Below are 18,159 nucleotides of genomic sequence, written 5' to 3' on the forward strand. Positions count from 1 at the left end.
ATGGCAACATTTTCTTTAGGTAAACACCCGCACGTAGAGCTGTGCGATCTGCTGAAGCTGGAAGGCTGGAGCGAAAGCGGCGCCCAGGCGAAAATCGCTATCGCCGACGGGCTGGTGAAGGTTGACGGCGCGGTGGAAACCCGCAAACGTTGCAAGATCGTCGCCGGTCAGACGGTGAGCTTTGAAGGCCAGAGCGTGACCGTCACGGCCTGACAGCGAAAAGAAAAACGCCCGCTAAAGCGGTAATGCCAGTCAGTTAAGCAACTGACTGGCCCTTTCTCAGGGCGGTGGTGTATTTCTGAGGCCTCTCTTTCACCACCCTTGGGAAGACCCTTTCCCTCCTTATCGGTAACTTGACTAACTGCCCCATACTTTCAAGATCACGCATCAACTCCGGGATACGACCCGGTGAAGCGCCCTGCAACGTCATTAGCATCCGCATCACCATCCCGCAGGACTCTGAGAAGCTCAGCTGATTTGGCCAGTATCCTTTCAGTTGCCCTGCCATTTTAATCATCTGATATCTCACCAGATTATAAGCCAGCAACACGCCCCACAACTCCTGCTCCACAAGCTCCGGCTTTTTACTTCTCAGTGTCAACCTGCTCAGTTGCATCGTCTGCTTTATCTCCCGGTAACCCAGCTCAATTTCCCAGCGATAGCTATACAGATCCGCCATTTCCCCGCCGGGGTAGCGCATGGCGTCCGTCATCGACGTCAGCAGATGGCAGACTTTTCCTTTGCGCGTGATGGTCAGCAGGCGGGCTGTCATCTCATTTCCCAGACCCGGCCACTTTTTTCGTGCCTGCGGGCTGGTTTTCAGCTTCACCAGGTGGTCGCCTTTACCCAGTTTTCTGACCTCTTCGTACTGCGCGCCTTTTTTCAGAGGGATCAGCCAGTGCCGGTGTTCTCCCGCCTGGTTCCATGCGTTCAGCAGACCCAGTGAGTAATAGCCTTTATCCATTAGCGTCAGGGTGTTATCGCCGGTTTGCTCTATAAGTTTCTCCGCGAGCGCATTTTCGCTGTCTTTCATCGTGCCGAAGGCTGCTGCCGTCAGCAGATGGCTGGTCAGCTCCATCTGGCAGACCATTTTAACCTGTGGGTAGAGTGCCGGGTTTCCGCCATGCGTCTGGCGGGGGAAGGCGATATCGTTCTCTGGTGTGTCCGGTGTGCGCCAGAACACACCATCAATGGCCAGCAGGGTCAGGCCGCACCAGTGTGGATGCGGCGTGGCGTTATGCCAGAGCTGTGCTGTCTGCGAGAATACGCGGCGGACGGCTTCGCTTCCCAGACGCTGACGGGCCTGGATCACCGCGCTGGGGGCGACGAAGGGACGACTGCCCGGCAGCATGATGTCCAGACGGTTGACGATCTGATGAAGGGGTTCTTTACGTTCAAGCGCCATGCCGACAATGCACCAGACCATCATTTCCAGCGGCAGGCGACGCTTGCGCAGGGTGACGGTACCGGCTTCGGCCAGACAGCGGGAAATGAGTTCCGGGTCCAGATAGTCGCCCAGAGAAGTCAGTGGGTTACGCAGAGAATCGTAACGGGATACCAGATCAAGAGCCTGTCCAATGTGCATAAAAAAATCCGGAAACGGGTGAGCATTTCCGGATTCTTACACAGCCACTGGATCGATCAACTGATCCTTAACTGATCGGCATTACCGCTAAAGCGGGCGTTTTTTATGGCTTACTTCCGGCGCCAGGTGGTGCCCTGCGGGCCATCCTCCAGCACAATGCCCATCTCGTTAAGACGGTCGCGCGCCGCATCCGCCGCCGCCCAGTCTTTCGCTTTACGCGCGTCCAGGCGCTGCTGGATAAGCGATTCGATCTCCGCCACTTCCGCGTCGTCAACCTGCGCGCCGCTCTGCAGGAAGGCGTCCGGCTCCTGCTCCAGCAGGCCCAGCACCGCAGCAAGCTTACGCAGGTGAGCCGCCATGGCATTTGCCGCCGCAGCGTCCTCGGTTTTCAGGCGGTTTACTTCACGCGCCATATCGAACAGCACCGAGTAGGCTTCCGGGGTGTTGAAGTCGTCGTCCATCGCCTCGATAAAGCGTGCTTCGAAGACTTCGCCCCCCGCCGCGTCGACGGATTTGTCCGTTCCGCGCAGCGCGGTGTACAGACGCTCCAGCGCCGAACGCGCCTGCTTGAGGTTCTCTTCGCTGTAGTTCAGCTGGCTGCGATAGTGGCCGGACATCAGGAAGTAGCGAATCGTCTCCGCATCGTAATACTTCAGCACGTCGCGGACGGTAAAGAAGTTGCCCAGCGATTTCGACATCTTCTCGCGATCGACCATCACCATCCCGGAGTGCATCCAGTAGTTGACGTACTCGCCGTCGTGGGCGCAGGTGGACTGGGCGATTTCGTTTTCATGGTGCGGGAACATCAGATCCGAACCGCCGCCGTGAATATCGAAGTGGTTGCCGAGCTGCTTGCAGTTCATCGCCGAGCACTCGATATGCCAGCCCGGACGGCCCGCGCCCCACGGCGACGGCCAGCTCGGCTCGCCCTCTTTCGACATCTTCCACAGGACGAAGTCCATCGGGTTACGCTTGACGTCAACCACGTCGACGCGCGCCCCCGCCTGCAGCTGGTCGAGATCCTGGCGCGACAGCAGTCCGTAGTTCGGGTCCGTCGGCACGTCGAACATCACGTCGCCGTTATCTGCCACGTAGGCATGACCTTTGGCGATCAGTTGTTCGGTGATCTCGATGATCTCCGCAATATGATGCGTCGCGCGCGGCTCGCTGTCAGGGCGCAGAATATTCAGAGCGTCAAAATCTTTGTGCATTTCGGCAATCATGCGATCGACCAGCTCGACGAAGCTTTCGCCGTTTTCATTAGCGCGCTTAATGATTTTATCGTCAATATCGGTGATATTGCGCACGTACTTCAGCTTATAGCCGAGAAAACGCAGATAGCGCGCCACAACGTCAAAGGAGACGAAGGTCCGGCCATGGCCGATGTGACAGAGATCGTAAACGGTAATACCACACACGTACATGCCGACTTCCCCGGCATGGATAGGTTTAAATTCCTCTTTCTGGCGCGTCAGTGTATTAAAAATTTTTAACATCGAAGATTCCGTGTAGACGTGTGTGGGTAATGAAGTCTCTATAATACCCATAATTCAGACCGGACGCAGCACACATTGCAAGGTGCATCGACCCCCGCGGTTATGCTATAACACCCCCCTATATCTCACCCGACATCGGGTGCTGGCACCACACTCATCGGAACAGGATGCAAAAATGGTTACTTTCCACACCAATCATGGCGATATCGTAATCAAAACGTTTGACGACAAAGCGCCGGAAACAGTTAAAAACTTCCTGGACTACTGCCGCGAAGGTTTCTACGACAACACCATTTTCCACCGTGTTATCAACGGCTTCATGATTCAGGGCGGCGGTTTTGAACCGGGCATGAAACAAAAAGCCACCAAATCTCCGATTCAAAACGAAGCGAACAACGGCCTGAAAAACACCCGCGGTACGCTGGCAATGGCTCGTACTCAGGCGCCGCACTCTGCCACCGCGCAGTTCTTCATCAACGTGGTTGACAACGACTTCCTGAACTTTTCCGGCGAAAGCCTGCAGGGCTGGGGCTACTGCGTGTTCGCGGAAGTGGTTGAAGGCATGGACGTGGTAGACAAAATCAAAGCGGTTGCCACCGGCCGCAGCGGCATGCACCAGGATGTGCCGAAAGACGATGTGATCATCAAAAGCGTCACCGTCAGCGAGTAATTCGTGGCGACACTTTTTATTGCAGATTTGCACCTGCAAACAGAAGAACCGGCGATCACCGCCGGTTTTCTGCGTTTTTTACAGGGCGAAGCCCGCCAGGCGGACGCCCTGTATATCCTTGGCGATCTGTTTGAGGCATGGATCGGCGATGACGATCCCAACCCGCTGCACCAGCAAATTGCCGCGGCAATCAAAGCCGTCGTCGACGCCGGGGTACCCTGCTACTTCATCCACGGCAACCGCGATTTTCTCGTCGGCCAGCGCTTTGCCCGCCAGAGCGGGATGATCCTGCTCGCCGAAGAAGAGCGACTGGACCTCTATGGCCGTGAAGTGTTGATTATGCATGGCGACACGCTGTGCACCGATGACCCAGGCTATCTGGCGTTTCGCGCCAAAGTCCACACCCCGTGGATCCAGCGTCTGTTCCTGGCCCTGCCGCTGTTTATCCGCCGCCGCATCGCCGCCCGCATGCGCGCCGACAGCAAAGCCGCCAACAGCAGTAAATCAATGGACATTATGGATGTAAATCCACAGGCGGTAGTTGACGCGATGGAGCGGCATCACGTGCAGTGGCTGATCCATGGCCATACCCATCGCCCGGCGGTTCATGAACTGCAGGCCAACGGCCAGCCCGCATGGCGCGTGGTACTCGGCGCCTGGCACAGCGAAGGTTCGATGGTCAAGGTAACGCCGGACGACGTCGAACTCATCCACTTTCCGTTTTAGTTCCCCCGCAAGCACAATTCCGAAATCGTCCCTCACCTGGGCGAAGATGCGCACTTCCCCCCGCCCTGCATGCTAGTCTTCCACAACGTCACTCTCAAGGAACGAGCATGAGCAGGAAAAAGTGGAGTCAGCCGCTGATGTGGGGAACGATCATCGCGATCCTCAATCCATTAGGGGTAAGTTATATCGCCTTAGTCGGCGTCGCTATTGGCAACACGCTGACATTTGTCTGGTGTGCGCTGCTGGCGTGGGCTATGTATTTCTATGCCATTTATTTGCTCTGCACCCGCCCCCACGATAGCCGGCTGGTACAAATCTATTTACTGATAATGGGTGCCCTGATGCTCCCCTGGGGGTTAGTGCTGCTCATCACCTGCATCATGACTGAGATAAAGGCTAATAACCAGCGCTCGCCATCACCGCCGGGCGAGACAAAAGACGGCTAACCATGCGCACGCAACCGTTTTCCTTGCTAGCAGTTCATGCTATTCTCTGTGGCCTCTAAAGCAGTGTGAAACACACCCACAGGAGTTTTAAGACGCATGTCTTCCCGCAATAATTCGGCGCGTATCGCCATCGTGATGGGGTCCAAAAGCGACTGGGCTACCATGCAATTTACCGCAGAAATCCTGGATGCCCTGAACGTTCCGTATCATGTCGAAGTGGTCTCTGCCCACCGCACGCCCGATAAGCTCTTCAGCTTTGCTGAAAGCGCCGAAAGCCACGGTTATCAGGTGATTATTGCAGGGGCAGGCGGCGCGGCGCATCTGCCGGGCATGATTGCGGCGAAAACCCTGGTGCCGGTGCTCGGCGTACCGGTACAGAGCGCGGCCTTAAGCGGTGTCGACAGCCTCTACTCCATTGTACAGATGCCGCGCGGCATTCCGGTCGGCACCCTGGCTATCGGCAAAGCCGGCGCCGCAAACGCAGGCCTGCTCGCCGCGCAGATCCTTGCCCAGCACGATGCTGAACTGCACCAGCGCCTGAGCGCCTGGCGTCAGGCGCAAACCGATGAAGTGCTGGATAACCCGGACCCGCGGGGTGCGGCATGAAACAGGTATGCGTGCTCGGTAACGGCCAGTTAGGCCGTATGCTGCGTCAGGCCGGCGAGCCGCTGGGCATCGCCGTCTGGCCGGTGGGGCTGGAAGCCGACCCGGAAGCGGTGCCGTTCCAGCAGAGCGTCATCACGGCAGAAATTGAACGCTGGCCGGAAACCGCCCTCACCCGCGAGCTGGCCCGCCACCCGGCGTTCGTCAACCGCGATGTCTTCCCGATTATCGCCGACCGCCTGACGCAAAAGCAGCTGTTCGACAAACTTGGCCTGGCCACTGCCCCGTGGCAGCTGCTGGCGGATAAAAGCGAGTGGCCGGCGGTGTTTGCCCGTCTCGGCGAACTGGCGATCGTTAAGCGTCGCGTCGGCGGCTATGACGGCCGCGGCCAGTGGCGTCTGCGCGCTGACGAAACCGCGCAACTGCCCGATGACAACTACGGCGAATGCATTGTCGAGCAGGGAATTAACTTCTCCGGCGAGGTATCGCTGGTGGGCGCCCGCGCTCATGACGGTAGCACCGTCTTCTACCCGCTGACCCGCAACCTGCATCAGGACGGTATTCTGCGCGCCAGCGTGGCCTTCCCGCAGGCCAATGCCCGCCAGCAGGCGCAGGCGGAAAGCATGCTGACGGCGATCATGAACGAGCTGAATTACGTCGGCGTGATGGCGATGGAGTGCTTCGTTACCGCCGAGGGGCTGCTGATCAACGAGCTGGCGCCGCGGGTGCACAACAGCGGCCACTGGACGCAGAACGGCGCGTCTATCAGCCAGTTCGAGCTGCATCTGCGGGCGATTACCGGCCTGCCGCTGCCGCCGCCGGTGGTCAACAGCCCGTCGGTGATGATCAACCTGATCGGCACCGATCTCAACTACGACTGGCTGAAACTGCCGCTGGTGCACCTGCACTGGTACGATAAAGAGGTGCGTCCGGGTCGCAAAGTCGGCCACCTGAATCTCACCGACAGCGATACCGATCGCCTGAGCGCCACCCTGGAGGCGATCAAACCGCTGCTGCCGCCGGAGTACACCAGCGGTCTGTTCTGGGCGCAATCGCAGCTCAGCTAAGCTCTTCGTGCCGGGGATTTGATCTATCCCCTTCCCCGGCACACCTTGAGGCGCGTACAATCCCCCCCTTGCTGTAAAGCCCATTTCTGTTTTGACCTCAGAGGATACCCCATGACCAATGGGACGGATTATCGCGCCATTCTCGCCAGCGATACGCCACTGATTGACGTACGCGCCCCGGTGGAATTTAGCCAAAGCGCGATGCCGGCGGCGATCAACCTGCCGCTGATGAATGATGAAGAACGCGCCGCGGTCGGCACCTGCTATAAGCGTCAGGGGCCGGAAGCGGCGCTGGCGCTCGGCCATTCGCTGGTCCAGGGTGACCTGCGCGCCAGCCGTACTCAGGCGTGGCTGGAAGCATGCGCCCGTTACCCGCACGGTTATCTGTGCTGCGCCCGCGGCGGCCAGCGCTCGCATATCGTCCAGCAGTGGCTGAAAGAAGCTGGCGTGGATTACCCCCTGATCGTCGGCGGCTATAAAGCGCTACGCCAGGCAGCGATCCAGGCCACCGACGAACTGGTGCAGCGCCCGATCGTGCTGATTGGCGGCTGTACCGGTAATGGCAAAACTCAGCTGGTCTGCTCGCGCCCGGACGGTATCGATCTGGAAGGTCACGCCCACCACCGCGGCTCTTCGTTTGGCCGCACGCTGCAGCCGCAGCACCCGCAGGCCACCTTTGAAAACCATCTGGCGGTCAGCCTGCTCAAAAAAGCCGAACAGCAGACTCGCTGGGTGCTGGAGGATGAAGGCCATATGATCGGCGCCAATCATCTGCCGGAATGCCTGCGTATCCGCATGGCGCAGTCACCGCTGGCGGTGGTGGAGGATCCGTTTGAGGTTCGCCTCGAACGGTTACGTGAAGAGTATTTCGATCGCATGTATCGCGACTTTATCGCCGCGTATGGCGAAGAGGAAGGCTGGCTGACGTATGCTGAGTATCTGCATCACGGCCTGTTTGCTATTCGCCGCCGCCTGGGGTTGCAGCGTTTTGCCCAGTTGACTGAACGCCTCGATGAGGCGCTGGTGGTGCAGCAGCGTACCGCCAGCACCGAGGCGCACTTCGCCTGGCTGGTGCCGCTGCTGGAAGAATACTACGACCCGATGTATCGCTATCAGCTAGGGAAAAAAGCCGGCAAGATCCTGTTTCGCGGTAGCTGGCAGGAGGTTGCCGCCTGGCTGGCGCAGTAATCGCATGCGCTATTGTCCCGGCTTGCGGCGTAAACGCCTTAGCCGGGCCAACGGTCGGCGCGATTTGTAGCCCCGGTAAGCGCAGCGCGACCGGGGAGTTATGACCGCTTAGAAGTCGTAGCGCAGACGCACCAGGTTCATATCGCCCAGGTTGTCGGTGCTGGAGGTAAACACGTGTTCATAGTCAACGCGGAAGCCGTAATCCAGCTGGAAGCTAATCCCCAGACCGTTATCGATACGCTGGTAGTTGCGGCCATTCACGTATTCCAGGCGGTCGCCCATAAAGTACGGCTGAATAGATTTAACAGCGTATTGGTTGATCGGGAATTTATAGCCCGCAAAATATTCAATCCCCCAGGCATCACCGGCAAAGTAATTATGCACATCGGTTTTCTTGGTGGTGAGGAAGTTCTGATACCAGCCGCCGCCGAAGGAGAAGGTCCAGTTATCCGGCGTCCAGCTCAGCGCGGTACCCACGATATTCTGGTCATAGGTTTTGCTGTCGGCGCTTGACGGGTCGCGCATTTCGGCGCGAGTGTAGTTCCACGCGGTACCCCAGGTCAGATCCTTCATGATGTGGTAATCCGCACCAATCGAGCCGCCGCCTTTACGCTTATAGCGCAGGCCATTACCCGGCAAATATTCGCTGTCTTCGAACAGGTAAGAACCGTAGAGATCAACATCGCCGACGGTTTTCTTATATTTCAGCATCGCGCGCGAACGATAAGAACCATCATAATCGCCGTTAATCCCGTTGCCCGGTGCCTGGGCAATCATATCGTAGTCCCAGATATCGGTTTTCGCGCCGACCACATCGTAATAAATACTGTTCTGCTTACCGTAGGTTAATGTCCCCCAGGTATCGCTCTTCAGGCCGGTATACAGCATACGACGGCTGGTATTATTCGCGCCTTCCGCATAGTGATTATCCCAGTCGAACAGCGCCGGAATATTCACGCCCAGTTCGTAGTAGCTTATCCAGCTAATATCATCAAACAGATAGTAATCTGCTGCGAAGCGGAAACGGGTGCCGCCGTCGAAACCGTTACGTTTGTAGGAACCTTTATCGCCATCGCCGGTCATCATATTGAACTGCGGACGAATACTGCCGCCAACGGTAAAGTTTAGGCGACTTAGCGGGTCCCCTGCCTGCGGGTCTTGTTTCAACAGCGTGATTTCGGCGTGAGAAGCAAATGAAGCGAGTGCCAGTGTTGCGCCGATCGAGACCGCCAGCGCTTTTATTTTATGTGCCATGCTTTTTCCTTGAGTAATAAGCAACCTTATATTTGCAAGGGCATATTACCTGCGAAATTTGATGGCGTGTTGGCGGTTTTTTAATGTTTTGTGCGCTTAAAAATCAATGAATTATCATTTTGTGCGCTTAAAATAAAAGCGCCGCCAAAAATGGCGGCGCATCATCAAAATGCAATAATTTCACTGGCTAAACTGGCGGAATAATGCTCTGCCCTTTAACAGACGCAATCCCAGCCCGCCGCCACACAGCGATAATAATACCGCCCCCGTCAGCGGTAGCATCGTCCATAAACGCCAGTCTGGCGCCCAGGGGAAATCAAACACTTTCGTCTGCAGCATCGCCAGCGCCACTTCAGCCCCTATCGCCGCCACCAGACCGGAGACCAGCCCCAGCAGAGCAAACTCCGCCCACAGCGTGGCGCGCAGCAGCGATTTACCCGCGCCCAGCGTGCGCCAGACCACCAGCTCCTGATAACGCTGGCGCATTCCGACCTGCACCTGCGCCAGCAACAGCAGCACACCGCAGGCCGTCACCAGCCCCACCATCACCTCCAGCGCCCGGCTGACCTGGGAGAGCACCTGGCCGACCTGGCGCAGAATGGCGCCGATATCCAACAGGCTGACAGTAGGAAATTCGCGGTTCAGTTGGGTCAACATCGCGGGACCGTTATCCCAGCGGAAGCTGGTGAGCCAGCTCTGCGGCTGCCCGTCCAGCGCCCCGGCGGGGAAAATAAAGAAGAAGTTTGGCCGCAGACTCTCCCAGTCAACTTTGCGCACGCTGCTGACCTTCGCGCTGAAGTCCTGGGTATCGCCGGTAAAAGTCACCGTATCGCCAATCTTCACCCCCAGCCGCTGCGCCAGCCCCTCTTCAATCGACACCTCGCCCGGCTTCGGCGGCCAGCTCCCGGCCACCAGCGGATTGTGATCAGGACGCTGTTCACTCCAGGTGAGATTAAGCTCGCGATTCAGCGCTTCGTCTTTGTTCCCGTCCGTGGAATGGCCGTTGATCTGCGTCAGACGAGCCCGGACGATCGGATAAAACTCCGCCGCCCGGGTCTGATGTTCGGCAAGGAAGGTCTTCACCGGCATTATCTGCTCAGGGGCGATATTGATCAGAAAGTAGTTCGGGCTTTCCGGGGGAAGCTGTTGTTGCCAGCGGTCAAGCAGATCGCCGCGCAGTACCAGTAACAGCGCCAGCAGCATAAACGACAGGGAAAACGCCGCCAGCTGGCTGAGAGTTGACCACGGCTGGCGCAGCAGGCGGTTTACCGCCAGGCGCAGCGGCAAAGCTTTCAGCGTCAGCCGTTTAAGCAGCCACAATACTCCCCAGCCCACCAGGCCGCACAGCAGCGCCAGCACCACCGCCCCGGCCAGCACCGACCACAGCAGCGGGCTGCCGCCCATCAGCCAGGCCAGCAGGCCCACCACCACAACGCTAACCGTCGGGATCCAGATTTTCAGCGGCCAGACATTAGCCACCACGTCCTGACGCAGTACCCGCAGCGGCAGAGTCGCCAGCAGCAGCCGATATGGCCGCAGGCCCACCAGCAGGGAAATGACGCCTGTCGCCCCGATAGCCCACAGCCACGGCCAGCCGCTGGCGGGGGGGAGCGCAGCGGGCAGCACGGGTTTAAGCACCAGCAGCAGCAGTCCCTCCAGCGCCAGGCCCGCCACCCCGCCGGTTATCACCGACAGCGTCAGCAGCAACAGCCACTGGCCGACGATAAGTTTGCGCAGCTGCGCCCGCCCGGCGCCCAGCGTCTTGAGAATGGCAACCAGATCGTAGCGGCTACGGCAGTAGTGGCTCATCGCTACCGCCACTGCAGCGACGGCCAGCAGCAGCGTCAACAGCGCGGATAACAACAGGAACTGCTGCGAGCGCTCAAGGGATTTACCCAGCGCGCTGTCGTCCTGTTCAAGGCCAATCCAGCGATGCTCCGGGCCGAGCTTCGGCAGCAGCCACTGCTCATAATTCGCCAGCTGTTGCGCGTTACCGGCGAACTTATAGCGCCATGCGACGCGACTGCCGGGCTGCACGGCCCCGGTTTTTGCCACGTCGGCGATATTCATCATCAGTCGCGGCGCCATCTGGAAGGGGTTAAACCCCGCATCCGGCTCCTGAATCACTTCCCCGGCAATGCGCAGCGTGGCATCGCCAACGTCAATCGTATCGCCGGTTTTCAGGTTCAGCAGCGCCATCAATCTTGGCGCCAGCAGCACGCTGCCCGCCTGGGGCTTCAGCCCCGACGGCTGCGTCTCGAGGGTGCCATACAGCGGGTAGCGGTCGTCCACTGCCTTGACGTCCGCCAGCTGCGGCGTATCACCGGCGAACGTCATGGTGGCGAAGCTTAGCTGCTCGCCGACGGTCAGCCCTGACTTTCGCGCCTGTGCGATCCACTCGGCGGGTACTTCGCGCGAACTGCGCAGCGTACGGTCGCCGGCCATAAACTCCCGGCTTTGCTGGCTGAGGCCTTTCTCCATCCGATCGCTTATCGACCCCAGGGCCAGGACGCAGGCCACGGCGAGGCTTAACGCCAGCCAGACGATCAGCAGCGACGGCGAGCGCCATTCGCGCCAGAACCAGCGGGCAATCATGCTTCCTCCCGCAACTGGCCGTCCACCAGGCGCAGACGGCGATCGCAGCGCGCCGCCAGCAGCGGATCGTGAGTCACCAGGATCAACGTCGTGCCGTGTTCGCGATTGAGCGAAAACAGCAGATCGGCAATTTTGTCCCCTGTCTGGCGATCGAGGTTGCCGGTGGGCTCATCGGCGAACAGAATAGCCGGACGCCCGTTAAAGGCCCGGGCCAGCGCCACCCGCTGCTGCTCGCCGCCGGAGAGCTGCGCCGGCAGATGGTGCAGGCGTTTGCCAAGCCCCAGCTGTTCAAGCAGCGCGCGGGCATCCCCTTGACTTTCACTGTCGCTGGCGCCGCGCAGCAGCGCCGGCAGCTCGACGTTCTCCAGGGCGTTGAGCGTTGGGATCAGCATAAACGACTGAAAAACAAAGCCAACGTGCTGCGCCCGCAGTGCCGCCCGCGCCTCTTCATCCATCCGGTGCAGCGGTTTGCCCAGCATCGATACTTCACCGCTGCTGCCATCGTCCAGGCCCGCGAGGATCGCCAGCAGGGTCGATTTCCCCGAACCTGACTCACCGATCAGGGCGATGGTCTGCCGCGGTTTGACAACCAGCTCAACTCCGGTAAGGATGGAGAGCTGATGCTCTCCCTGACCGACGGACTTCTTAAGATGATGAACTTCAAGTATGTTTTCCGCTGGCATGTGCCTTTCCTGTTTTTGTTCCTGTTTACCTGCCGCGCGATGGCGGCGGACACGCTGCTGATCCTCGGCGACAGCCTGAGCGCTGGCTATCGGATGGCGGCCAACGCCGCCTGGCCTGCGCTGCTCAATGAGAAGTGGCAGACGAAAACGCCGGTGGTGAACGCCAGCATCAGCGGCGATACCTCGCAGCAAGGGCTGGCCCGTCTGCCTGCGCTGCTTGAGCAGCATCAGCCCCGCTGGGTACTGGTTGAGCTCGGCGGTAATGACGGGCTGCGCGGTTTTCCGCCGCAGCAGACCGAGCAGACGCTGCGCACCATTATTAAAGATATCAAAGCGGCCAATGCCGAGCCGCTGCTGATGCAAATTCACCTGCCGGCGAACTATGGCCGCCGCTATAATGAAGCCTTCGACGCGATTTACCCGGCCCTGGCCAAAGAGTTTGATATTCCTCTCCTGCCCTTTTTTATGGAGGAGGTGTATCTCAAGCCGCAATGGATGCAGGACGACGGTATTCACCCCAATCGCGACGCACAGCCGTTTATCGCCGACTGGATGGCGAAGCGGCTGGCACCCTTAGTTAATCATGACTCCTGAACGCCAGGGGTCGCTGACAGGTAAAGTTATGCAAAAAACGGTTTTAGTGACAGGCTGTTCCAGCGGAATTGGTCTGGAGAGCGCGCTGGATTTAACCCGCCAGGGCTTTCGGGTGCTGGCGGCCTGCCGCAAGGCGGAAGATATCGCGCGGATGCAGACGCTGGGGCTAACCGGTATTTTGCTCGATCTGGACGATCCGCAGAGCGTGGAACGCGCGGCGGCGGAGGTCATCGCTCTGACCGATAATCGTCTCTACGGCCTGTTCAATAACGCCGGCTACGGCGTCTATGGCCCGCTGAACACCATCAGTCGCCAGCAGATGGAACAGCAGTTTTCCGCCAACTTTTTCGGCGCCCATCAGCTGACCATGCTGCTGCTGTCGGCGATGACGCCGCACGGCGAAGGGCGCATCGTGATGACCTCCTCGGTGATGGGGCTTATCGCCAGTCCCGGTCGCGGGGCCTATGCCGCCAGTAAATACGCCCTCGAGGCGTGGTCCGATGCGCTACGCATGGAATTGCGCCACAGTGGTATTCAGGTCAGCCTGATTGAACCGGGCCCGATCCGCACCCGCTTTACCGATAACGTCAACCAGACGCAAAGCGATAAACCCGTAGAAAATCCGGGCATCGCCGCTCGCTTTACCCTCGGGCCAGAGGCGGTGGTGGAAAAAGTGCGCCACGCTTTTACCAGCGATAAGCCAAAGCTGCGCTACCCGGTCACTCTGGTGACTCACGCGGTGGCGCTGCTCAAACGCCTGCTGCCTGCCCGCGCGATGGACAAAATTATCCACGGTTGAGTTGAAGCGCGGAATGCCGCCCCCATGTAAAACAGAAATCGACTAACGAGAAATGCCCATGTCCGAACAGAATATTGTCAACATTAGCGAAGCGAACCTGCAGCAGACGCTACAGCAGTCCATGAACGTCCCGGTGCTGTTTTATTTCTGGTCAGCCCGCAGCCAGCACTGCGAACAGCTGACCCCGGTACTCGAGCGTCTGGCCGCCCAGTATAACGGCCAGTTCACGCTGGCGAAGGTCGATTGCGACGCCGAGCAAATGCTCGCTTCACAGTTTGGTCTGCGCGCAATCCCTACAGTTTATCTGTTCCAGAACGGCCAGCCGGTGGACGGTTTTGAAGGCCCGCAGCCGGAGGAAGCGATTCGCGCCCTGCTGGATAAAGTCCTGCCGCGTGAAGAGGAGCTGAAAGCCCAGCAGGCGCTGGCCCTGATGCAGGAAGAAAAATACGCCGAGGCATTACCGCTGCTGAAGGAAGCCTGGCAGCTGTCGAATCAGGACAGCCAGATTGGTCTGCTGCTGGCGGAAACGCTGATTGCCCTGCACCGTTCCGATGAAGCGGAAAGCGTGCTGAAAACCATCCCGCTGCAGGATCAGGATACCCATTATCAGGGGCTGGTGGCGCAGATTGAGCTGCTCAAACAGGCCGCCGACACCCCGGAAATCCAGCAGCTGCAGCAGCAGGTGGAACAGAATCCGGACGATGCGCAACTGGCCTCCCAGCTGGCGCTGCAGCTGCATCAGGTCGGGCGTAATGAAGAAGCGCTGGCGCTGCTGTTCAGCCATCTGCAGAAGGATTTAGGCGCCGGCGATGGCCAGGCGCGCAAGATGCTGCAGGAGATCCTCGCCGCCCTCGGTACCGGCGATGCGCTGGCCGCCAAATATCGTCGTCAGCTCTATTCGCTGCTGTACTAATCCGTTGCCTTCCCCGGATAGCGCTACGCTTATCCGGGCTACAGATTACGCCGTGGTAGCCCGGGTAAGGCGTGAACGCCGCAACCCGGGATAGTTCATGGGTGCTTTTTCAGCTGCGTTACCACCAGTTGATGACGGGCATTGAAGAACTTCCGGTAGGTCAGATAGCCGGCGATAATTGTCGACAGGCTGGCGGTCGACAGCAGCATAAAGGTCACCATGATCTGGTACTTGATCGCCTTCACCGGGTCAATGCCGGCAAAAATTAGTCCCGACATCATGCCAGGCAAACTCACCAGACCGACCGTTTTCGCCGAATCGACGGTGGGAATCAATGACGCGCGAATGCTCTCGCGAATCAGCCGCGCCGAGGCCATCTTTGGCGTGGCGCCAAGGCTCAGTTTCTCCTGAATCTGCTGCTGCTCGCTGCTGAAGCGCTGGCCCATATTGTTGTAGCACAGCCCCACCGCCACCATCGCGTTCCCGGCCACCATCCCGGCAATCGGGATCACCTGCATCGGGACGAAGGCGATCGACCCCGAGAAAACCAGTACCGCCAGCGTCAGCCCGGCGCCAGTGGTAATAGCGATAAACGACGAGATAAAAGCGTTGTCGATATATTTACTGCGCTTCTTCGCATTCCACGCCGCGTTAAAGCAGATAAACAGCACCATCAACAGCGTCAGAACCGCATGATTGACGTTAAAGATATATTTCAGCACATAGCCGACGATAATCAGCTGCACGATCGCCCGGCAAATACTCCAGATAATATCTTTTTCCAGTGCCAGTTTTTCCCGATAGCTGACCAGAATAGCGATCAGCACCAGCACCATCGACAGCGCCAGCGATTCGTTCGTAATGTTATGCCCGTTCATGCTGTACCTCCTGCATGTTTCCGCCGGCAGGTTGCAGCGTAATCACTTCATCGGCATGCGAAATTTCGTTGCGATCGTGGGTGACCCACAGAACAGCGACCTGTTTTTCCGTCGCGTAGCCATGAATAATGTCATTCACATTCTGTTTATTACTTTCATCCAGCGCGCTGGTAATTTCGTCCAGCAGCAGCACGCGCGGCAGAAATTGTAAATTGCGGATCAGCGATACGCGCTGCTTTTCCCCGCCGGACAGTTCGTTAATAGACTTTTCCAGCATATTTTCGCCAAGGCCAAAGCGCTGCAGGTCAGCCACCAGCGCCTGCGGATCGGGTTGTTTGTTGCGGATCTGCCACGGAAAAACCAGGTTATCGTAGACTGAATCACCGAACAGCGCCGGCGTCTGCGCGCAGTAAGACACCTGCTGACGATAGGTTTCTGGCGACAGCGTCGCGATATCCACATCGTCAAAAAACAGGCGTCCGGAGGTTGGGCTGAGCAGCGAGGCGATAATCTTCAGCAAGGTGCTTTTCCCGCAGCCGGAAGGCCCGGTAATCAGCTTAAATTCTCCGGGTCTGAGCTGAAGAGTGATATTGTGTAAAATAACTGCGTCGTCGGTCTTAAACCCCACACCCTCGAGACGCAAAAGCGCGTTATTTTCCTTCATGAGTCTTCCTGATTATTTTCTGAAACACCGCTAGTTTACCCCACTTTCCTTTCTCCAGGATGAGGAGAAAGATATACTCAGTTTAAACATGCGCTATTTCCTTGTAGCGCCCCACCAGGCAACAAGACAGGAGGTTTTTGATGCTGATTTTTATTCCTATCCTTATTTTCGTCGCGCTGGTCATTGTGGCCGCGGCGGTGAAAATTGTCCCGCAAGGCTATCAGTGGACGGTAGAACGTTTTGGGCGCTTTACCCAGACGCTGCAGCCGGGATTAAGCTTAGTCGTGCCGTTTATGGACCGAATCGGCCGCAAAGTGAACATGATGGAGCAGGTGCTCGACATCCCCTCGCAGGAGGTTATCTCCCGGGATAACGCCAACGTCACCATCGACGCGGTCTGCTTTATTCAGGTGATTGACGCGCCAAAGGCCGCCTACGAGGTCAGCAATCTTGAGCTGGCGATCGTCAACCTGACGATGACCAACATCCGTACCGTGCTCGGCTCGATGGAGCTGGACGAAATGCTCTCCCAACGCGACAGCATTAACACCCGTCTGCTGCATATCGTTGACGACGCCACTAATCCGTGGGGGGTGAAAATCACCCGCGTCGAAATTCGCGACGTTCGCCCACCGGCGGAGCTTATCGCCTCGATGAACGCCCAGATGAAAGCCGAACGTACCAAACGTGCCTATATTCTTGAGGCCGAAGGGGTGCGACAGGCGGAAATTCTGAAAGCGGAAGGGGAAAAGCAGTCGCAGATCCTCAAGGCCGAGGGCGAACGACAGTCCGCATTCCTGCAAGCGGAAGCTCGTGAACGTTCCGCCGAAGCGGAAGCCCGCGCCACCCAGATGGTCTCCTCGGCGATCGCTTCAGGCGATATTCAGGCGATCAACTACTTTGTAGCGCAGAAATACACCGATGCCCTGCAGCAGATTGGCGTCGCTAACAACAGCAAAGTGGTATTGATGCCGCTGGATGCCAGCAGCCTGATGGGATCGATCGCCGGGATCAGCGAGCTGATCAAAGAGGGCGCTGGCGATCGGAAAAAATCATGATCGACATGATCCTCGCCCACCCCCATCTGTTCTGGCTAAGCCTGGGCGGGCTGCTGCTGGCGGCCGAGATGCTGGGCGGCAGCGGCTATCTGCTGTGGAGCGGCGTCGCTGGCGTGGTGACCGGCGCTCTCACCTGGCTCCTGCCGCTGAGCTGGGAATGGCAAGGGACGCTGTTCGCCGTTCTCACCCTGCTGGCGGCGTGGCTGTGGTCGAAATGGCTGCGCAAGCGGGTCAAAACGCAGCGTCCGGCCGATGCCCAGCTCAACCAGCGCGGGCAGCAGCTGGTGGGTCGCCGCCTGACGCTGGATGCCCCGCTGGTAAACGGCCGCGGCCATGTGCGCGTGGGGGATAGTTCCTGGCCGGTGACGGCTAACGAGGATCTCGCGGCGGGTACTCAGGTCGAAGTGCTCGCCGTGGAAGGGATTACCTTACGAATCAGACCCGCCGTCCGTTAAGCCTGCGCCTTGCGATGGCAGCAGCCGGAAAGATTATCGATAATCGGGCACTCCGCGCTGTCATCGCCGGGGCAGGATTCGGCCAGCGCCAGCAGGTGCGCGCGCATGTTTTGCAGTTCGCGGATATGGTTCTCGATATCCGCCACTTTCTCCAGCGTGCGTTTTTTCACATCGGCGCTGTGCCGCGACGGGTCGTTGAACAGGGCCACCAGCTCGCGGCACTCTTCCAGATTAAACCCCACCTGCCGCGCCTGGCGCAGCAGCGTCAGCTCATCGAGATGCTGCTGACTGTAGGTGCGGTAACCGTTTTCGCTCCGTAACGGCGGCGTCACCAGCCCCTTCTCTTCGTAAAAACGAATCGCTTTGCTGGTTAAACCGGTTTTTTTCGCCACATCGCTGATATTCATTTTTTCTCCTTGACCTTCCCCTTGCTGGAAGGTTTAACCTTCTTAATACTCGATGAAAGAGTGGGTCTGGTCAATCGT

General features: G+C 58.5%; 21 protein-coding genes. 13 read left to right on the forward strand and 8 right to left on the reverse strand.

The window, feature by feature from the left end; translation table 11 throughout:
- Complete coding sequence (gene ybcJ / locus B8P98_RS21130; RefSeq protein ID WP_004143016.1) at positions 1 to 213, forward strand: ribosome-associated protein YbcJ; 213 nt, start codon at positions 1 to 3, stop codon at positions 211 to 213.
- 43 nt (positions 214 to 256) lie between these two features.
- On the opposite strand, the gene B8P98_RS21135 is transcribed toward ybcJ, so the two are convergent.
- Entirely contained in the window at positions 257 to 1,585 is a 1,329-nt protein-coding gene (locus B8P98_RS21135) for an IS4 family transposase (protein WP_080896980.1), read from the reverse strand.
- Positions 1,586 to 1,695: 110 nt separating this feature from the next.
- Positions 1,696 to 3,081 carry a cysteine--tRNA ligase gene (gene cysS, locus B8P98_RS21140; protein WP_025714227.1) on the reverse strand — a complete coding sequence of 462 codons (1,386 nt, stop codon included), beginning with the start codon at positions 3,079 to 3,081 and terminating at the stop codon, positions 1,696 to 1,698.
- Positions 3,082 to 3,256: 175 nt separating this feature from the next.
- Here cysS and ppiB point away from each other — a divergent pair, with 175 nt between their 5' ends.
- The 6 genes from ppiB to mnmH all read left to right on the forward strand — a co-directional run bounded on the left by ppiB (position 3,257) and on the right by mnmH (position 7,781).
- The gene (gene ppiB / locus B8P98_RS21145) at positions 3,257 to 3,751 is read left to right on the forward strand and encodes a peptidylprolyl isomerase B (protein ID WP_004151319.1); all 495 of its coding nucleotides are present in this window, start codon (positions 3,257 to 3,259) and stop codon (positions 3,749 to 3,751) included.
- A gap of 3 nt (positions 3,752 to 3,754) precedes the next feature.
- Entirely contained in the window at positions 3,755 to 4,477 is a 723-nt protein-coding gene (gene lpxH / locus B8P98_RS21150; RefSeq protein WP_025714226.1) for a UDP-2,3-diacylglucosamine diphosphatase, read from the forward strand.
- Between the two features lie 107 nt (positions 4,478 to 4,584).
- Complete coding sequence (locus tag B8P98_RS21155; RefSeq protein WP_025714225.1) at positions 4,585 to 4,923, forward strand: hypothetical protein; 339 nt, start codon at positions 4,585 to 4,587, stop codon at positions 4,921 to 4,923.
- Positions 4,924 to 5,019: 96 nt separating this feature from the next.
- Positions 5,020 to 5,529 carry a 5-(carboxyamino)imidazole ribonucleotide mutase gene (gene purE / locus B8P98_RS21165; RefSeq protein ID WP_004151322.1) on the forward strand — a complete coding sequence of 170 codons (510 nt, stop codon included), beginning with the start codon at positions 5,020 to 5,022 and terminating at the stop codon, positions 5,527 to 5,529.
- Positions 5,526 to 6,593 (forward strand): 5-(carboxyamino)imidazole ribonucleotide synthase, encoded by a 1,068-nt coding sequence (purK, locus tag B8P98_RS21170; protein ID WP_095033395.1) that lies wholly within the window; start codon positions 5,526 to 5,528, stop codon positions 6,591 to 6,593. Before purE ends, purK begins: the two co-directional genes overlap by 4 nt.
- Positions 6,594 to 6,704: 111 nt before the next feature.
- Complete coding sequence (gene mnmH, locus B8P98_RS21175) at positions 6,705 to 7,781, forward strand: tRNA 2-selenouridine(34) synthase MnmH (protein ID WP_095033396.1); 1,077 nt, start codon at positions 6,705 to 6,707, stop codon at positions 7,779 to 7,781.
- A gap of 108 nt (positions 7,782 to 7,889) precedes the next feature.
- Here mnmH and B8P98_RS21180 read toward each other — a convergent pair whose 3' ends face one another.
- Positions 7,890 to 9,035 carry a porin gene (locus B8P98_RS21180; RefSeq protein ID WP_025714049.1) on the reverse strand — a complete coding sequence of 382 codons (1,146 nt, stop codon included), beginning with the start codon at positions 9,033 to 9,035 and terminating at the stop codon, positions 7,890 to 7,892.
- A gap of 90 nt (positions 9,036 to 9,125) precedes the next feature.
- Between B8P98_RS21180 and B8P98_RS31135 the strand changes: the two genes are divergently transcribed.
- A complete protein-coding gene (locus B8P98_RS31135) occupies positions 9,126 to 9,239 on the forward strand; it encodes a hypothetical protein (protein ID WP_042929758.1) in 114 nt (37 codons plus the stop codon).
- Here the strand turns inward: B8P98_RS31135 and ybbP are convergent.
- Positions 9,216 to 11,630 carry a putative ABC transporter permease subunit YbbP gene (gene ybbP / locus B8P98_RS21185; protein ID WP_080896987.1) on the reverse strand — a complete coding sequence of 805 codons (2,415 nt, stop codon included), beginning with the start codon at positions 11,628 to 11,630 and terminating at the stop codon, positions 9,216 to 9,218. The two genes, B8P98_RS31135 and ybbP, sit on opposite strands and share 24 nt — an antisense overlap.
- Entirely contained in the window at positions 11,627 to 12,313 is a 687-nt protein-coding gene (ybbA, locus tag B8P98_RS21190) for a putative ABC transporter ATP-binding protein YbbA (RefSeq protein ID WP_023286106.1), read from the reverse strand. Before ybbA ends, ybbP begins: the two co-directional genes overlap by 4 nt.
- Between ybbA and tesA the strand changes: the two genes are divergently transcribed.
- Genes tesA through B8P98_RS21205 form a run of 3 tightly spaced genes read left to right on the forward strand, consistent with a single transcriptional unit; the run spans position 12,284 to position 14,619 of the window.
- Positions 12,284 to 12,907, forward strand: coding sequence for a multifunctional acyl-CoA thioesterase I/protease I/lysophospholipase L1 (gene tesA / locus B8P98_RS21195; protein ID WP_165931883.1), 624 nt, complete (start codon positions 12,284 to 12,286; stop codon positions 12,905 to 12,907). The two genes, ybbA and tesA, sit on opposite strands and share 30 nt — an antisense overlap.
- Positions 12,897 to 13,706 (forward strand): SDR family oxidoreductase, encoded by an 810-nt coding sequence (locus tag B8P98_RS21200; protein ID WP_165931834.1) that lies wholly within the window; start codon positions 12,897 to 12,899, stop codon positions 13,704 to 13,706. Before tesA ends, B8P98_RS21200 begins: the two co-directional genes overlap by 11 nt.
- Before the next feature lie 58 nt (positions 13,707 to 13,764).
- Positions 13,765 to 14,619, forward strand: a complete 855-nt coding sequence (locus B8P98_RS21205) for a co-chaperone YbbN (RefSeq protein WP_008805461.1) — start codon at positions 13,765 to 13,767, stop codon at positions 14,617 to 14,619.
- Between the two features lie 95 nt (positions 14,620 to 14,714).
- On the opposite strand, the gene fetB is transcribed toward B8P98_RS21205, so the two are convergent.
- Both fetB and fetA read right to left on the reverse strand, forming a co-directional pair.
- Positions 14,715 to 15,497, reverse strand: a complete 783-nt coding sequence (gene fetB / locus B8P98_RS21210; RefSeq protein ID WP_095033397.1) for an iron efflux ABC transporter permease subunit FetB — start codon at positions 15,495 to 15,497, stop codon at positions 14,715 to 14,717.
- A complete protein-coding gene (gene fetA, locus B8P98_RS21215; RefSeq protein ID WP_022065246.1) occupies positions 15,484 to 16,161 on the reverse strand; it encodes an iron efflux ABC transporter ATP-binding subunit FetA in 678 nt (225 codons plus the stop codon). The genes fetB and fetA overlap by 14 nt, the downstream gene beginning before the upstream one ends.
- A 140-nt stretch (positions 16,162 to 16,301) precedes the next feature.
- Between fetA and B8P98_RS21220 the strand changes: the two genes are divergently transcribed.
- On the forward strand, positions 16,302 to 17,219 hold the full coding sequence (locus B8P98_RS21220) for an SPFH domain-containing protein (protein ID WP_080896989.1): 918 nt from the start codon (positions 16,302 to 16,304) through the stop codon (positions 17,217 to 17,219).
- Positions 17,216 to 17,674, forward strand: a complete 459-nt coding sequence (locus tag B8P98_RS21225; RefSeq protein WP_080896990.1) for an NfeD family protein — start codon at positions 17,216 to 17,218, stop codon at positions 17,672 to 17,674. Before B8P98_RS21220 ends, B8P98_RS21225 begins: the two co-directional genes overlap by 4 nt.
- On the opposite strand, the gene cueR is transcribed toward B8P98_RS21225, so the two are convergent.
- On the reverse strand, positions 17,671 to 18,081 hold the full coding sequence (gene cueR / locus B8P98_RS21230) for a Cu(I)-responsive transcriptional regulator (protein WP_002892208.1): 411 nt from the start codon (positions 18,079 to 18,081) through the stop codon (positions 17,671 to 17,673). The two genes, B8P98_RS21225 and cueR, sit on opposite strands and share 4 nt — an antisense overlap.
- Positions 18,082 to 18,159 lie beyond the last annotated feature (78 nt).

The organism is Klebsiella quasivariicola (assembly GCF_002269255.1).
Classification (GTDB): Bacteria; Pseudomonadota; Gammaproteobacteria; order Enterobacterales; family Enterobacteriaceae; genus Klebsiella; species Klebsiella quasivariicola.

Excerpts from the sequence above, each read along its gene's own strand:
- ybcJ (WP_004143016.1), top strand. The coding sequence starts at position 1 with ATGGCAACATTTTCTTTAGGTAAACACCCGCACGTAGAGCTGTGCGAT.
- B8P98_RS21135 (WP_080896980.1), bottom strand. The coding sequence starts at position 1,585 with ATGCACATTGGACAGGCTCTTGATCTGGTATCCCGTTACGATTCTCTG.
- cysS (WP_025714227.1), bottom strand. The coding sequence starts at position 3,081 with ATGTTAAAAATTTTTAATACACTGACGCGCCAGAAAGAGGAATTTAAA.
- ppiB (WP_004151319.1), top strand. The coding sequence starts at position 3,257 with ATGGTTACTTTCCACACCAATCATGGCGATATCGTAATCAAAACGTTT.
- B8P98_RS21155 (WP_025714225.1), top strand. The coding sequence starts at position 4,585 with ATGAGCAGGAAAAAGTGGAGTCAGCCGCTGATGTGGGGAACGATCATC.
- purE (WP_004151322.1), top strand. The coding sequence starts at position 5,020 with ATGTCTTCCCGCAATAATTCGGCGCGTATCGCCATCGTGATGGGGTCC.
- purK (WP_095033395.1), top strand. The coding sequence starts at position 5,526 with ATGAAACAGGTATGCGTGCTCGGTAACGGCCAGTTAGGCCGTATGCTG.
- mnmH (WP_095033396.1), top strand. The coding sequence starts at position 6,705 with ATGACCAATGGGACGGATTATCGCGCCATTCTCGCCAGCGATACGCCA.
- B8P98_RS21180 (WP_025714049.1), bottom strand. The coding sequence starts at position 9,035 with ATGGCACATAAAATAAAAGCGCTGGCGGTCTCGATCGGCGCAACACTG.
- ybbP (WP_080896987.1), bottom strand. The coding sequence starts at position 11,630 with ATGATTGCCCGCTGGTTCTGGCGCGAATGGCGCTCGCCGTCGCTGCTG.
- tesA (WP_165931883.1), top strand. The coding sequence starts at position 12,284 with ATGAACTTCAAGTATGTTTTCCGCTGGCATGTGCCTTTCCTGTTTTTG.
- ybbA (WP_023286106.1), bottom strand. The coding sequence starts at position 12,313 with ATGCCAGCGGAAAACATACTTGAAGTTCATCATCTTAAGAAGTCCGTC.
- B8P98_RS21200 (WP_165931834.1), top strand. The coding sequence starts at position 12,897 with ATGACTCCTGAACGCCAGGGGTCGCTGACAGGTAAAGTTATGCAAAAA.
- B8P98_RS21205 (WP_008805461.1), top strand. The coding sequence starts at position 13,765 with ATGTCCGAACAGAATATTGTCAACATTAGCGAAGCGAACCTGCAGCAG.
- fetB (WP_095033397.1), bottom strand. The coding sequence starts at position 15,497 with ATGAACGGGCATAACATTACGAACGAATCGCTGGCGCTGTCGATGGTG.
- fetA (WP_022065246.1), bottom strand. The coding sequence starts at position 16,161 with ATGAAGGAAAATAACGCGCTTTTGCGTCTCGAGGGTGTGGGGTTTAAG.
- B8P98_RS21220 (WP_080896989.1), top strand. The coding sequence starts at position 16,302 with ATGCTGATTTTTATTCCTATCCTTATTTTCGTCGCGCTGGTCATTGTG.
- B8P98_RS21225 (WP_080896990.1), top strand. The coding sequence starts at position 17,216 with ATGATCGACATGATCCTCGCCCACCCCCATCTGTTCTGGCTAAGCCTG.
- cueR (WP_002892208.1), bottom strand. The coding sequence starts at position 18,081 with ATGAATATCAGCGATGTGGCGAAAAAAACCGGTTTAACCAGCAAAGCG.